Annotated in this window: 18 protein-coding genes; 5 read left to right on the top strand and 13 right to left on the bottom strand. The window is 64.5% G+C overall.

Annotated features, from left to right (window positions below; genetic code table 11):
• Positions 1 to 51 precede the first annotated feature (51 nt).
• From DMR_RS19885 to DMR_RS19860, 6 genes are all read right to left on the bottom strand, one after another.
• A complete protein-coding gene (locus tag DMR_RS19885; protein WP_015862843.1) occupies positions 52 to 873 on the bottom strand; it encodes a hypothetical protein in 822 nt (273 codons plus the stop codon).
• A complete protein-coding gene (locus DMR_RS19880; protein ID WP_015862842.1) occupies positions 870 to 1,127 on the bottom strand; it encodes a hypothetical protein in 258 nt (85 codons plus the stop codon). Before DMR_RS19880 ends, DMR_RS19885 begins: the two co-directional genes overlap by 4 nt.
• Positions 1,128 to 1,207: 80 nt before the next feature.
• The gene (locus DMR_RS19875; protein ID WP_015862841.1) at positions 1,208 to 1,816 is read right to left on the bottom strand and encodes a DUF4881 domain-containing protein; all 609 of its coding nucleotides are present in this window, start codon (positions 1,814 to 1,816) and stop codon (positions 1,208 to 1,210) included.
• A gap of 32 nt (positions 1,817 to 1,848) precedes the next feature.
• Positions 1,849 to 2,904, bottom strand: a complete 1,056-nt coding sequence (locus tag DMR_RS19870; RefSeq protein WP_015862840.1) for a sulfite exporter TauE/SafE family protein — start codon at positions 2,902 to 2,904, stop codon at positions 1,849 to 1,851.
• A gap of 33 nt (positions 2,905 to 2,937) precedes the next feature.
• A complete protein-coding gene (locus tag DMR_RS19865) occupies positions 2,938 to 3,234 on the bottom strand; it encodes a DVU0150 family protein (RefSeq protein ID WP_015862839.1) in 297 nt (98 codons plus the stop codon).
• Between the two features lie 20 nt (positions 3,235 to 3,254).
• Positions 3,255 to 3,671, bottom strand: coding sequence for a universal stress protein (locus DMR_RS19860; RefSeq protein ID WP_015862838.1), 417 nt, complete (start codon positions 3,669 to 3,671; stop codon positions 3,255 to 3,257).
• A 222-nt stretch (positions 3,672 to 3,893) separates the two neighbouring features.
• On the opposite strand from DMR_RS19860, the gene DMR_RS19855 reads away from it, so the two are divergent.
• On the top strand, positions 3,894 to 6,380 hold the full coding sequence (locus tag DMR_RS19855) for a sigma 54-interacting transcriptional regulator (protein ID WP_015862837.1): 2,487 nt from the start codon (positions 3,894 to 3,896) through the stop codon (positions 6,378 to 6,380).
• 276 nt (positions 6,381 to 6,656) lie between these two features.
• Here DMR_RS19855 and DMR_RS19850 read toward each other — a convergent pair whose 3' ends face one another.
• From DMR_RS19850 to DMR_RS19820, 7 genes are all read right to left on the bottom strand, one after another.
• Positions 6,657 to 6,983 (bottom strand): AzlD domain-containing protein, encoded by a 327-nt coding sequence (locus tag DMR_RS19850; protein ID WP_015862836.1) that lies wholly within the window; start codon positions 6,981 to 6,983, stop codon positions 6,657 to 6,659.
• Complete coding sequence (locus DMR_RS19845; RefSeq protein WP_015862835.1) at positions 6,959 to 7,675, bottom strand: AzlC family ABC transporter permease; 717 nt, start codon at positions 7,673 to 7,675, stop codon at positions 6,959 to 6,961. Before DMR_RS19845 ends, DMR_RS19850 begins: the two co-directional genes overlap by 25 nt.
• Before the next feature lie 89 nt (positions 7,676 to 7,764).
• Positions 7,765 to 8,427, bottom strand: a complete 663-nt coding sequence (locus DMR_RS19840; RefSeq protein WP_015862834.1) for a redox-sensing transcriptional repressor Rex — start codon at positions 8,425 to 8,427, stop codon at positions 7,765 to 7,767.
• 82 nt (positions 8,428 to 8,509) lie between these two features.
• Positions 8,510 to 8,851 carry an ATP synthase F0 subunit C gene (gene atpE / locus DMR_RS19835; RefSeq protein ID WP_015862833.1) on the bottom strand — a complete coding sequence of 114 codons (342 nt, stop codon included), beginning with the start codon at positions 8,849 to 8,851 and terminating at the stop codon, positions 8,510 to 8,512.
• 61 nt (positions 8,852 to 8,912) lie between these two features.
• Positions 8,913 to 9,629, bottom strand: a complete 717-nt coding sequence (atpB, locus tag DMR_RS19830) for a F0F1 ATP synthase subunit A (protein WP_015862832.1) — start codon at positions 9,627 to 9,629, stop codon at positions 8,913 to 8,915.
• A 3-nt stretch (positions 9,630 to 9,632) separates the two neighbouring features.
• The gene (locus DMR_RS19825; protein WP_015862831.1) at positions 9,633 to 10,094 is read right to left on the bottom strand and encodes an ATP synthase subunit I; all 462 of its coding nucleotides are present in this window, start codon (positions 10,092 to 10,094) and stop codon (positions 9,633 to 9,635) included.
• Positions 10,069 to 10,341, bottom strand: a complete 273-nt coding sequence (locus tag DMR_RS19820; RefSeq protein ID WP_015862830.1) for an AtpZ/AtpI family protein — start codon at positions 10,339 to 10,341, stop codon at positions 10,069 to 10,071. Before DMR_RS19820 ends, DMR_RS19825 begins: the two co-directional genes overlap by 26 nt.
• Positions 10,342 to 10,589: 248 nt before the next feature.
• Between DMR_RS19820 and DMR_RS19815 the strand changes: the two genes are divergently transcribed.
• The 4 genes from DMR_RS19815 (at position 10,590) to fliJ (ending at position 13,958) form a co-directional block, all read left to right on the top strand.
• Positions 10,590 to 11,006 (top strand): hypothetical protein, encoded by a 417-nt coding sequence (locus tag DMR_RS19815; protein WP_015862829.1) that lies wholly within the window; start codon positions 10,590 to 10,592, stop codon positions 11,004 to 11,006.
• Positions 11,007 to 11,938: 932 nt separating this feature from the next.
• Positions 11,939 to 12,733 (top strand): SAM hydrolase/SAM-dependent halogenase family protein, encoded by a 795-nt coding sequence (locus DMR_RS19810; RefSeq protein WP_015862828.1) that lies wholly within the window; start codon positions 11,939 to 11,941, stop codon positions 12,731 to 12,733.
• Positions 12,730 to 13,455 carry an adenosylcobinamide-GDP ribazoletransferase gene (locus tag DMR_RS19805; protein WP_015862827.1) on the top strand — a complete coding sequence of 242 codons (726 nt, stop codon included), beginning with the start codon at positions 12,730 to 12,732 and terminating at the stop codon, positions 13,453 to 13,455. The genes DMR_RS19810 and DMR_RS19805 overlap by 4 nt, the downstream gene beginning before the upstream one ends.
• Positions 13,456 to 13,514: 59 nt before the next feature.
• Positions 13,515 to 13,958, top strand: a complete 444-nt coding sequence (fliJ, locus tag DMR_RS19800; RefSeq protein WP_015862826.1) for a flagellar export protein FliJ — start codon at positions 13,515 to 13,517, stop codon at positions 13,956 to 13,958.
• Position 13,959 lies beyond the last annotated feature (1 nt).

Genomic DNA, 13,959 nt, shown 5'->3' with positions numbered 1-13,959 from the left:
GCGTCGTCAGGGATCGTGGTTTCGGCTGCGGTCCCTTTTTTTACGCGGGTCTTAGGCGTGGGGGGCGTCGGCGGCCTTGGCCGGGGCGGCGGCCAGGCTCACGATGTTGCCCAGGGTCACCTTGTCCTGCCCAACCACCAGGGCGGCGGCGTCGGCAGCGGAGCAGCGCACCACCGAAGCCTTGGCCACGGGCAGGCCCGACTCGTCGTGGACATCCACGGCGCAGCCGGTGGCCAGGCCCTGCTCCGAGCCCAGGGCAAAGGAAATCAGCAGGCCGTCAGGCGTTTTCTTGGTCATGTAGACCACGGCCTTGCCCTGGCTGGCCCAGATGGCTTCCAGGCGGCGGGAGGCGAGGTAGACGCCGCAGCCGACCAGACAGGCAGCGGCCAGGCAGTAGCCGGCGACGGCCATGGGGGACTGGCCGGTAAGGCGCACGAAGTGGGACTGGGAGGCGGCTTTGAGGGCGGCTTCGTCGGCGAAGAGGTGGATGAAAAAGGGCTGGGGCGGCGAGGCGGCGTCGCCGCCGGGGCCGCGCAGGACCACGGTGGTCATGCCCGGGGCCGCGTTCGGGGCGGCGGTCAGGGTCCCCTGCCACATGCGGTTGCCCATCCAGAAGCCCTGGGTCTGGGTGGTGATGTTGAGCGAAACGCCCGGGCGGTCGATAGAAACGGCCATGTCCTGGGCGTCCTTGGCTTCCACGGGCAGCGGCCCGGAAAGGCTTTCCGTGCCGCCGGCCGGAACCGAGAAGGTGTTCGGGCCGGTGCGCACACTGGACACAAAACTGTCGGCCAGGGCTACGGCGGCGGACAGGCACAGGCCGGCGGCCAGCCAGCCCAGCGCCGCGCGCAGGCGCACAAGGCCGCGCTCGTTCACGCCTGGACTCCGGCGTCGGGAACGGGGCGGTCGCGGTAGCGACGGATGGCGTAGATGCCAAGGGCCAGGGTCGGGAGGAGCATGGAGAAAAACGCCTTCATGAACACCGGCGTGAATTCGTCCGGTTGCTTGGAGGCAAGGTAAACGGAAAGGGTGACTTCGGCAAGTACGGCCACATCCATGAGGATGACGGCGGTGCGCTGGCGGCTGTTGAGTTCCGGGGCGCGGCTTTCGTCGTCGTTGCGGAAGAACATGGCGGCTCCTTTGAAGGGCCTCCCCGGCCCAGGGAGGGCCGGGCCGGGGAGGCTTGGGCGGGGTGTGGGGTTACGCTGCGTTACTTCTTGAAGATGTTGGTCTTGGTGACGTTCATCAGGCGCAGGGCCTTGCCGTCTTCCTTGTAGTAGACCCGCACTTCGTCGCCGGAATCCCAGGCGGCGGCGGGCAGGGACTCGTACTGTTCGGGCACGAGGAAGGTGACGAGCAGCTTCTGGCGGCCGGAGTAGATGGACACGGTCTTCTTGTCCTTGTCCAGGGCCGGGAACTGCTTGGCCTTGTCGGCGGCGGCGTCGTACACCAGCGGGTGCTTGCCGTCGATGCCTTCCTGCTTGTCCACGATCTGGATGGGAATGGTCTCGAAGTTCTGCTTCTTGGGATCGTACAGCACGACCTGGGCCTTTTCGGCGTCCAGCTTCATGCGCAGGCCGGCCTTGGGGGTCTCGCCCATTTCCGCCGGGTCGACGGGGAAGCTGTAGGTCAGGGCCGGCAGATAGGTGTAGTCGGGCTTTTGCCAGTCATTGGCCTTGTCGCGGATGAAGGTGACGGTCTTTTTGTCCTTGTCCACGGCCACGGTGCGGCCCTGGTCAACCTTGCCGTAATCCACGCAGCCGGCCAGGAAGACGACGGGCAGGGCGGCCAGCAGCATATTCTTGAGCATGTTTCGCATGGCGTTCTCCTTTCCTTTGGCTGTTGCGCGGCCTAGGCCTTGGCCTTCTTCGCGGCGATTTCGTTCTTGGCGCCCTGGACCATCCTGATGGTGATGTAGAGAGCCAGCGCCGAGACCAGGCCAAGGATCATGTAGGTGGCGATGATGTCGCAGATCTGGTTGATGGAGGGAATGTAGACCGGCAAGAGCTTTAAGAACACCGAGATGGCGCAGCCGATGACGGCCAGGCCGAAGGCGATGCGGATGCCGTAGCCCTTGATGTACTTGGTGGCCACCGCGCCGACCTGGGCGCCCATGGCTGCGCCGATGAGCATGATGATGGCGGCCACGAGTTCGGTGCGGCCCTTGTAGGTGTAGGAGGCGGCGCCGTAGAGGCCGGAGATGGCGACTTCGAAGAGGTCGGTGCCGACGGCGACGTGGGTCGGGCAGCCAACGAGGTAGATCAGGGCGGGCATGCGGATAAGTCCGCCGCCGATGCCCAGGATGCCGGCCAGCCAGCCGGTGAAGAAGCTGACGCCGATGGGCAGCCAGGCGGAGCAGTAGATGCCGGCCACGCTCAGGTTGACCATGGGGGGAATCTTGATCTTGTGCAGGGTCTTGTGCCACTCAAGGCCCGTGGCGTTCTTGTCCACTTCCTTGCCGGCGGCGATGGCGGCGCGGTCCTTGGCCTTGCGGCGGGCGATGTCGGTGAAGACCATCCAGGTGATGAAGGCCAGCAGGCCGAGGTAGATCCAGCGCACGACCATGTCGACCTTGCCGATGCGCTCCAGCCACATGATCATTTGCGCGCCGACTTCGAAGCCGACCACGGTTCCGACCAGCATGATCAGGCCCAGCTTATAGTCGACGTTGCCGAACTTGCCGTGGCGCATGGTGGAAATGAGCGATTTGCCGGCCATGTGGGCAATGTCGGTGCCGATGGCGAAAGCCATGGGGAAGCCGAGGATGTTCAGGCCCGGGGTAACCATCCAGGCGCCGCCCATGCCGAAGAAGCCGCCGATGACGCCGACGCCGATGCCGAGGATGATAAGGCCGGGCCAGAAGATTTTCACGCCCGCGATGGGCATCAGGATATAAAGCCATTCCATGGTGTTCTCCTTCTGTCAGTCAGGCGTTTCGGTTTAGTGTTCGGCCAGGTCGCGGGACTTCAGGTCGATCCCGATGAAGTGCATGATGATGTCGGCCAACACGCCGAAGATCACGCCGATGACCGGAATGAGAATGACGGTCAGAATGGTGAAGTAGAGGTGGGACTCGTTATAGAGATTGGCCCACCAGGCCATGATGCCGGTCAGCTTGCGGGTGTCGGCCACCATGACGATGGGCGCGCCGCCGCCGCCGGCGGCAAAGGCCATGGTCGGAGCCAGAAGCAGGCCGGTGACGAACATTGCCAGTAAAGCCTTGCCTTTCGTGAACATGCTGTTTCCCCTCCAAAAAGTTAACGGACGACGAGAACCGAACACGGAGCGTGGCGCACGATCTTGGTGGCAACCGAGCCGATCAGATACTGCGCCACGCCTTTTCTCCCCTGATGCCCCATGATGATCATGTCGATGCCCTTGTTCTTGGCATGAGCGATGATGAGATCGGCCGGCGAGACGCCCTGTTCCACGATGACTTCGGCGTCGATGCCGGCAGCCTTGGCGACCTTGCCGTAATCCTGGGCAGCGACCTTGGTGGCGGCGAACACTTTGTCGGTAATGGAATTGACGTCGATGTAGTCGCCGAGGTCCATGAAATCTTCGGCCACGGTCATGATGGACAGCGTGGCTCCTTCGAGCTTGGCCAGGGCGATGGCTTTTTCCAGAACGGTCACTGCGTAGGGGGACTGATCGAGAGCGACGAGCATCTTCATGGGAACACCTCCTTGCCTGTTTCGGGCGACCTTGGCCGCGTTGTTTTCGCGCTGGTTTAAAGCAAGGGGTGTGCCGGCGTGATTATCTAATTGAAATTTTTGTATAAAGTTTTTTCGTGAAAAAAAGCGCTTGACGAGACGGCGCTATTTTTGCGTATTCATAGCGCAAGAAAATGCTGATCGCGCAAAACGCGCAACGTCTCCGGTTGGTCAGGAGGTCCCATGCTGAGCCTGTTTCGCCGCCCCAGCGGCGCCGGCCCCTCGGAGGCCTATCTCAAAGGCCTGTCCGACTGGAGCATCCGCAAGAAACTGCTGGTCTTCCTCATCCCTCCTGTGGTCGTGGTCCTGGCCGCCACGGGCCTTGTGCTCAACGTCTTCTCCAACCGGTACATCGATATGGCCCTGGGCCGCACGACCCTGACCATGACCCTGGCCCAGGCCCACGAAATCGAGACGCTTCTTGAAGGCTGCCGGGAAGACATCGTGGCCATGAGCTATCGTGCCATGACCCGGGAACGGCTGCGCCACTTCATGGAAGCCTCGGCCGCCGCCCGAGGCCAGCTCTATGCCGAGGCCGCTTATGTCGGCGACGGACCGGACAACCAGTACGTGTTTATTAAAAGCGGGGAGCGGGTGGAGGAGGTTCCCCCCGAGGTGGTCCAGCAGGCCAAGAACAGCCCGCTGGTGGTCTCGCGCAAGGCCATCGACCTCAAGCGCGGCCATGTGTCCTTGTCGGAATTGGTGGAAGTCTATTATCCGCCCACCGGTTTTGGCAGTAAACCCCGCCAGCGAGATCTGGCCTTGCTGCGGCTGACCTCGCCGGTGGTCGAAGAGGATGGCCGAGTCGCCGGTTTTCTTGTTTTATCTATAGATGTTAGGCAATTGCGTAATGTTCTCTCGCTGTACAACTCGCCGCGTTCGCCGCTGGCGGGTTTTAACCGCACAGCCGAGAATCGGCTGAGTTTTTTTTGCGACGAGCGGGGCTGGATCCTGTTTCAGTCCGAGACCCTGGACGATCCGGTCCGGGAGCTTTCCGTGGAGACAGCCAAGTCCGGGTTGTCCGGCGACCACGGCAAGCCCGGCTATGACGGCGCGTTTCGCCCTGGCCCCCGCCATGAGACTTTCTGGCGCATGGTGACGGGCATCCAGCAGGGCCAATCCGGCCTGGAACGCGGCGAAGCCGATTTCGGCCCGTCCAAGATCGCCAGCAGCGACGACTTCATCGGCTATGCGCCGGTGCGTTTCCGGGGCCTTGGCGGGGAAGACGCCGAGATCGTGGGCGGCGTTGTCTACATTGATCGCAGCCTGCTCCCCCGGGCGGCCGAGTTCGGCCAGTTCAACATCCTTTTCGTCACCACTTTGGGCGCGGTCCTGGCCATGGCCGGCGGCATCATCATCCTGGCCCGGGTCATCACCAAGCCCATCCTGCGTCTGGCCGACGAGGTCCGGTCCATGCGCCTGGAAGGCCGGCTCCATGAGATCGACCTGCCCGACAGCGACCTGGATACGGCCACCCTCAAGCGCGCCATCAACCGCTTGGTGGCCGCCTTGCTGTCCAAGGAGATGGAAATCAAGGTGCGCGATGAGCGGTTACGCTCGGTGCGCGATCGGGAACGCGTCCAACTGATCGCGCCAGCATCGCGCCAGGTTTTGCGGGACGAAGCGTTGGAAGATCTGGTCGGGCACAGCCCGGCCATGGATAACTTGCTCTCCCGCATACAAAAAATTGCCGCCACCGATGCCGACGTGCTCATTATCGGCGAAACCGGCACCGGCAAGGAGCTGACCGCCGAGGCCATCCACCGCCTGAGCCGCCGCAAGGACATGCCCTTTATCTCCATCAACTGCGGCGCGCTGGATGAAAACCTGCTCATGGACGCCCTTTTCGGGCACGTCAAAGGGGCTTTTTCCGAAGCCAAGAGCGACCGCAAGGGCGCTTTCCTGGCCGCCGACGGCGGCACCTTGCTCTTGGACGAGATCGGCAATGCCTCGCCGCGCGTCCAGCAGGCCCTGCTTCGCGCCTTGTCGGTGCGGCGCATCAGCCCCCTGGGCAGCGACGAGGAACAGGCTTTCGACGCCCGGGTCATCGCCGCCACCAATGTCAATCTCAAGGATCTGGTGGCCTCGGGCGAATTCCGGGAAGATCTCTTTTACAGACTCCAAGTGCTGGCGGTGAACACGCCGGCACTGCGCGACCGGCAGGACGACATTCCGGTCCTGGCCGGCTATTTCCTCAAGCTGGCCAGCCGACGCATGGGCAAGGGCGAACTGTCCCTCTCGCGCGGCGCCCTGGACAAGCTCCTGCACCATGCCTGGCCGGGCAATGTGCGAGAGCTCAAGAACTGCATCATCCGGGCGGCCGCCCTGGCCGAACGGGAACTCATCCTGGCCGAGGACATCCATTTCGAGGACGCCATGCCCGGCGAGCTCCCGGCCCAAGGGACGTTTTCGCCCCAGCCCGAAACGCCCCAGGAACCCCACGTTCTTGACGCGCCTTTGTCCCAACGACAGCGCAAAGCCCTGCGCGAACTGCTTGATCGGCCGAATTTTTCGCGCAAGGACTACCAGGACGCCGGCGGCAGCGACGTGCCCCAACGCACCGCCCAGCACGATCTCCAGGATCTCGTGTCCCGGGGCATCGTGGTCAAGGAAGGCAAAGGCCCGTCCACCCGCTATCGCCTTGTCGGCCATCGCGAAACGGTTTCCTAGACAGCATCAATGGAAAGCGTGGCCAGGCCAGGTCTGGTGAGTGGCCATGAATCAGGGAGCGCGTAGCCGAAATCGCGTTTGGCCTTGTACATGCGAGCCAAGGCCGCGATGCAGGAAGAGCGGGCCGGAAACCGCCGGTCGCTGGCGCGGACGGTACGGCTGGCGAGAACAGCTGAAAAGCATCGTCATCGGCGTCACCCTTTGTGGCGGTGAAACCGCGGGGCACGCCCTTGGACCAGATGGATCAGGTGTAGTTCTGACTTGGCCCGTGGGCCTTTAGCCGAGAAAATAGCGCGCGGCCGCCACGATCCCCATGCCCAGGGCCACCGGGCCGAAGAAGCCGCGGGTGCGCACAGCCAGGGCAAACGCGGCCAGCCCTGCCCACAAGACGACGTTGCCAAGGCCCACGTCGAACCGGCCGTCCGGGCGCAGTAAGGCCGGCGCGACCAGGGCGGCCAGCACCGACGCCGGCACATGGGCCAGAAGCCGGATGGCCCAGGGCGAGAGCGTCCGGCCGGCCAAGGCCAGCAGCGGCGCGCTTCGGGTGAGGTAGGTCACCCCGGCCATGGCCACGATGGTCAGACAGGCTTTCGCATCATCCATTTTTCCACTCCAAAGCCGCAAGCCGCGCCGGCCAGCCCGGCCGCCAACGCGCCGTAGCCGGTGATGCCCAGAGCCGCCGCGCCCAGGGACAACCCTGCTCCGGCCACGGCTGCCGCCACCTGGGATGGTCCGGCCAACTGGCCGGCCAGCAAGGCCAGAAACATGCCCGGCAAGGCGAAATCCAGGGCAAAGGCCCGGCCATCGCCCATGACGTCGCCGACAAGCAGGCCAAGGGCCGTGCCGCCGACCCAGGAAGCCTGGGCCAGGACGTTGATGGTCAGGGTGAGTCCCTTGTCCCGGTCGCCGCGCCCGAAACGGGCAGCGTGGAGGGCAAAGCTCTCGTCGGTGAGTTCAAAGGCAAAGGCGGCCAGCTCCCGCTTGCGCCAGCCGCGAAGCAAGGGCGACATGGCGGCGGCAAACAGCACGTGGCGCAAATTGACGGCAAAGGTCGTGGCCACGATGGAGGCCAAGGCCGCACCCGACGCAAAAAGCCCCACGGCCACGAGTTGGGCCGAACCGGCATAGACCAGCACGGACATGAGCAGGACGTTTACCGCCGACAAGCCCGCCTTGCCGGCCAGCACGCCGTAGGCCATGCCGACAGGCACATAGCCCATGGCGATGGGCAGCGTCAGGGATAAGGCGGCCTTGAAAACGCCTTTGCCGAGGATGTGCGGTGGCTGGTGTTGCATGGTATTGGGCTGTATTTTACCCGGGGGCAAAAAAGAAACCCGGCCGAAGCCGGGAATTGCAAGCCGCCTGGGCCACGGGAGCGGGGCGGCTAATCGTCTTCGTCGCCGCCCATGCGGTCCTGATGGCGGTCGAGAGTGATGGAAAAGGCCACGGAATAGAAATGGTGGAAGAAATCGACGTATTCCACGTACACGTCGGGCGGCACGGTGAGCATGGCCGGGGAGTAGTTGATGATGCCCTTGACGCCGGCTTCGATGAGGAAATTCGTGGCGCGCTGGGCCCGGTTGACCGGCGTGGTGATAAGGCCGATCTCGATGCCCAGTTCCTTGACCGCATCCTTGAGACGGCGGGTACAGACCACTTCCAGGCCGGAGATTTCCTCACCAATCTTGAAGGGGTCGCAATCGAAAGCGCCGACGATGTCGAAGCCGCGAAATTTGAAATCCTGATGGCGCAGCAGCGCCTTGCCCAGATTGCCGATGCCGACCAGGGCGCACTTCCAAACGCGATCAACGCCCAGGGAGTGCTTGATGGAATAGATGAGGTCCTGGACGTGGTAGCCGACGCCACGGACGCCGAATTCGCCGAAGTAGGCGAGGTCTTTGCGGATCTGGGACGGATTGACGGAGCAGGTGCGGGCGAGAAGCTCGGAGGAGACGACTTGGGAGCCTTCGCGCTTGAGGGTCTCGAGCACTTGCACGTACATGGCCAGCCGTTTGATCGTGGCCTTGGGGATGTGTTCGCTTTTCAAGGCGTCACTCGTTTGCGCGTGCAGGTTGCTGGGAAAAAAAAAGGAGGCCGGGGCTCCCGGCCTCCTTTCGATCATGCAGTCATTAGCCGGTGATGATCTTCGCGAAGGGGTGGGCGAAGAGCAGGATCAGGCAGACGACCAGGGCGTAAATGGCCAGGGATTCGATGAAGGCCATGCCGAGGATCAGGGTGACGGTGATTTTGCCGCCGGCCTCGGGGTTGCGAGCGGTGCCTTCGCAGGCGGCCTTCAGGCCCAGACCCTGACCAAGACCGCAGCCGGCGGCGGCCAGGCCCATGCCGATGGCGGTGGCCCAGGAGATGGTGCCGATGGCGCCCATGGCGCCGGCGGTGTCGGCGGCGAAGGCCACGGAAGCAAGGGCGAGCAGGGCAGCGGTCGCGAAGATGGTCATGAAAGCCTTACGCATGTCGATCCTCCTGAAAAACAGGTGTTTAAAGTTACGGTCCTAAGGACCATTTCCCCCAATCCTAGTGCGCGTGGTCCAGCGATCCCTTGAGGTAGATCATGGCCAGCATGAAGAACACGAAGGCCTGGATGCAGTCGGCCAGCGAGAACAGGAAGTACATCGGGAAGGTGCCGACCACCGGAGCCAGGGCGAAAAGCAGGACCAGAACGATTTCCTCGCCGCGGATGTTGCCGAAAAGACGCAGCGTGAGCGAAAGCGGCCGGGCCAGGTGCGAGATGATTTCGATGGGCAGCATGAGCGGCACGAGCCACCAGAAGGGGCCCATGAAGTGCTTGATGTAGCCGGCGCCCCACATGCGGATGCCCCAGAAATTGTAGTAGGCGAACACGGTCAAGGCCATGGCGGCGTTGGTGTTCACGTTGTTGGTCGGGGAATCAAGGCCCGGCACCAGACCGATGAGGTTGCCGGTGATGATGAACAGGAACAGGGCGCACAGGAACGGATACACCTTGCGGCCTTTTTCGCCGATGTTCTCGACGACGAAGGACTCAAGGCCGCCGACCACAACTTCGAAGAAGTTCTGCAGTCCGCTGGGAACCATGGCCAGTTTGCGTGTGGCCAGCGTGCCCAGGATGATGAGCAGGACCATGGCAAACCAGGCGTAAATCACGTTGGAATCGATGACCTGGGCGTGGAAGACGTCGTTGAGCTTATACAGCCCAACGCTCTTCGCGGCCTCGTCGACGAGCAGAACCGGATGCGGCAACCCACCAGCCATGTCCTATGCCTCCTTTCCCGTAAGCGTTTGGTGCGTCTTGGAGCCGGCGTGGCGCGCGACGCCCCAGACGATGAAATTGACCACCACCGTGGCGATGCCGGCCAGAAGCGGCAACGGCGTAGCCCCAAACCAGACGATCAAACCGAAAAGCACAAGGCCAGTAAGGGCCAGCCGGAAGTAAAACCGGGCCAGCACCGCCGCTATGGCCTCGCGCTTGTTCCCAAAACCGGTGATCCGCTGGCCGAACTTGGCCAGGGAACAGAAATTGGCCGTGATGATGGCCGTGCCGGCCGCAAACGACCAAGCCGCCACCGAAACACCGGCAAAAGGCAGACAGGCGACGCAGACAAGCGCCGTCAGCACAAGCTGGTTGCGCACCAACTCGCGCACCTCGGGATGCACGTAGCCCCGCCGGTACAACCAGCGATCCAGCCCATCCCTAAGGTTTTGCATCATCTTGCCCATGCTCTTGGTGTTCCTCGGCGTCAGCCTTCTGAATCTTTCGAACCTCAAGCACCATGTTCTTGAATCCGGCGGCAATGCCCAGAATCAAAAACGTCAATAAAAGCCAAGGGCCGGTTCCAAGCCAGCGGTCCAGCCACCAGCCGATGAGCAGCCCCACAAAGGTGGCCGACACCAGATTGAGACCCACCACCGATGCCGAGGCGATGGACTCCCGAACCGCCTTGTCCTTGATCAACTTGCCAAGCATTTCAAAGGCTCCTGCCTTGCGACAGGCGACACGCCCCGCGGCCCGCTTAGCCGGTGCTCGTGCACAAGTTCACAAGTCCCGACGGCCTAGCATGGTCGCCCGCCAAAAGTCAACGGGGCTTGCCCATTTTTGAACGAGCGCCGACCCCGCCCGCAACGCGTTTTCCCCTACCCGAAATTCATGACAACAGCCAGAAGTTGTTGTACCCCACGGATAGCGGAGAACCGTCCCCGCAAGGAGGTATCGCCATGAAACGTCTTTTCGCTCCCGCCGTCCTCGTCGGCCTGCTGCTCGTCGCCGCCGCCGCAAACGCCCAAAGCCAGTTCTACTGCGTCAAACCCGACGGCATGCCCCTGGCCGCCATCGTCATGCCCTACGGCGCCAACCACGACCCCAGCGTCGTGTGCAATGCCGCCGTGCCCCAATGCTACCTGACCTGCGGCGCCGTCATGCAAGTCCAAAACGGCATCGCCGTCCAACCCAACCTGCCCACCATCCAAGTCACCCAGCAAATGCTTAACTCCCTGGGCAACAGCGCGCCCGAAACCCCCGAACAGTGCGCCAAACAGTACCAGTCCTGCGTCGCCAAATGTCGCGGCGACAAGGCCTGCGTCGCCTACTGTCAGTCCGTGCGCTCCGGCTGCGGCACCGGCAATAGACAATAAATAACGCCAGGGCGCTGCCCTGGACCCGGCAGGACGCTGTCCTGCACCTGCCAGGGCGCTGCCCTGGACCCGCACGGGTGCTGCCCGTGACCCGGCAGGGCTCCGCCCTGCACCCGCCGGGCGCTGCCCGGACCCGCCGGGGGGATAATCCCCCCGGACCCCCTGGCCGTCTGTGGCGGGCCGGGGAGCCACAAGCTGGCGCAGAAGACGCGGCTGCGCGGAAGATTTCCGGCCCCCTGGCTGTATGTAGCGGGCAGGGGGTCACGAGCGGAGTCTGAAGACGCGGTTGCAATGAGCGCCCGGACACTAGCTGTCTTGGGGGAGTCGCACACGGGCCGAGCGGCGTGGTGCGTGCGGGGAAAAGAGGCGCTGGCGCGCTGGGCGGCTGCGCCGCATGGGGCGTCGGAATGGGCCGCCGCCGATACACCCGGCTTGCGCCGGGAGTTCGGCGACGACCCATTCCGACGCCCCGGTTCGCCCGGGAAAGACATTGGGTTGCGTTAGTGGCGTCCCGACAGCAAACCGGCCCCCGTTTCTCGCGAGTCTTTAATCCGCCGCCGTTGCTTCCCAAAAGTTCTTCCTCTACACATGCGACGCCGGCTTTGGGGCGTCGCCGGCTGGTTGGGGTCGGGATTCGGGCCGATGAGCCTGCCGCGCCAGCGGCGGCAGCATCGGCCCGAATCCCGACCCAAATCTTGGGGCCATCGCGGTCCGAACCATCCCCGCCGTCCGCCGCCCAGGTCGGGGGTCCGGGGGGCTGAGCCCCCCGGCGGGTGCAGGGCAGCGCCCTGCCGGGTCCGGGCAGAGCCCGGTGGGTCCAGGGCAAAGCCCTGGCCGGGTATGGGACAGCGTTCCAGCGGGTCACGGGCAGCGCCCGTGCGGGTCCGGGCAGCGCCCGGTGATGGGCAGCGCCCCAGCCAAGGAGACGGGCCATGCAGCGAGCGCCGCTGATTGCGTTGTTGACGGATTTCGGGTTGTCCGACCCGTATGTGGGCCAGATGAAGGCGGTGCTGGCCTGCGCCGCGCCGTGGGCGATGCTGCTTGACGTGAGCCATGGCGTGGCCATGGGCGACGTGGCCCAGGCGTCGTTTTTTCTGGCCGCGACGTTGCCGTGGCTGCCGCCGGGGGCGGTTGTGGCTGCGGTGGTCGATCCGGGCGTGGGCACGGCCCGGCGGATCATCGCGGCGGAGCTGGACGGGCGGTTCGTGCTGGCCCCGGACAACGGGCTTTTGACCTTGGCCTTGGCCCGGGCCGAGGCGGTGCGCGCCTATGACGCCACGCCGCATCTGGCCCCGGCCAGCGCCACGTTTCACGGGCGCGACGTGTTCGCGCCGTTGGCGGCCCGGTTGGCGGCCGGTGACGCCATCGAGCAGCTTGGGCCGCAGTTGTCTTGGGAGGCGCTGGTCGCGCTGCCGGGCTTGTCGGCCAAGCGGCGGGGCGAGGCGGTTTCGTCCCGGGTGTTGTCCGTCGATGTTTTCGGCAATGTGGTCACGAGCTGCGACGTGGAGCGTTTCGGGAATTTCCGCCAGGCCCGGCTGATCGCGCCCGTGGGCCGGGAGCTGGCCCGGGCGGCGACCTATGGCGAGCTTTCGTCGGGCGTGGTGGGGTTTCTGGCCGGCAGCCAGGGCTATCTGGAGCTGGCGGTGCGGGACGGCTCGGCAGCGGCGGCTTTGGGGCTGTCGCGGGGCGATTTTCTGGAATTCTGGTTGCCGGAGGGCGGCGCGTGAGCATTTGGCGGCATTATCTGGCGGCCTTGGGATTTCTGACCCGGCTGGGGCCGGCGGTGCGCGACCCGGACATGGCGGCCTGCGTGCCATGTTTTCCGCTGGTCGGCGCGACGCTGGGGCTGGTTTTGGCCGTGCCCTTGGCGCTGGGGCTTTTCGGCGGCCATCCCCTGGCCGGGGCCTTTGCCTACGCCGTGGGCAATCTGGCGCTCACACGCGGTCTGCATCTCGACGGGTTTGCCGACGTGGCCGACGCCTGGGGCAGCTTCACCCGGGGCGAGCGGTTTTTCGCCATTATGAAAGATAGCCGCATCGGGGCCTTTGGCGGCATGGCCATTGCGGTGGCCCTGGTCGGCCAGACGGCTTTGGGGGCCGAGCTTTTGGGCGTGGGCAAGGTCTGGCTTCTGGCCGCCGCGCCGGTGGCCGGGCGAGCGCTGGCCGTGGCGCTCATGCGCTGTTGCCGGGATCTGGGCCGGCCGGGCCTGGGATCGCTGTGCCTGCCCGGGGCGACGCGCAGGGCTACGGGCTTTTCGGTGCTTTTGGGGCTGGCCGCGCTGGCGGCGGCCGGCGGGCTTTGGGCGGCGGCCTGGGGCGCGGCGCTATGCGGGGTGGTGCTGTGGCGGCTGGCCGCGCTTGCCCGGGAGCAGGGCGGCATCAACGGCGATTTTTTGGGCGCGGCCATTGTGGCCGGGGAACTGTGCGCCCTGGCCGGGGGATTGCTCTAAGACTGGCCCGTGTCTTGCAAAGTAGGCGGCCAGACTGACAAAATCCCGGCAGGTGCGATGTGGCCAAACCTTTTCGATTCAACCTTGAGCGTGTGCTCGACATCCGGGGCCAGCTGGAAGAGCGGGCCAAGATGGAGCTTGGCAAGGCCAGCGCCGCCTGCACGGCCAAGCAGCGGGAAGTCGACCGCATCATCAATGAAAAAAACGCCCGCGAGGCGTCCATGTCGCAAAAGGCCGTGGTGACGCCCGAGGAGCTGTGGCTCTGGCAGGCCTACCGCAAACGGCTGGTGGCCGACATCCAGACCGGGCAGGTGAAGCTGGCCGAACTGGAAGAGGTCCGGGAACGCTGCCGCCGTACCCTGGTGACGCGCTCCAAAGACAAGAAACTTTTGGAAAAACTCAAGTCCAATAAGGCGGAACGCCATGCCCAGCAAGAAAAGCTCGCCGAGCAGAACGAGAACGACGACATGGCGTCCATCCGCTACCAGCCGCCGGTTTACTGAC

It is taken from the genome of Solidesulfovibrio magneticus RS-1, assembly GCF_000010665.1.
GTDB classification, from domain to species: domain Bacteria; phylum Desulfobacterota; class Desulfovibrionia; order Desulfovibrionales; family Desulfovibrionaceae; genus Solidesulfovibrio; species Solidesulfovibrio magneticus.
The sequence above is the reverse complement of the archived record's forward strand: the minus strand, read 5'-3'. Positions and strand labels throughout refer to the sequence as shown.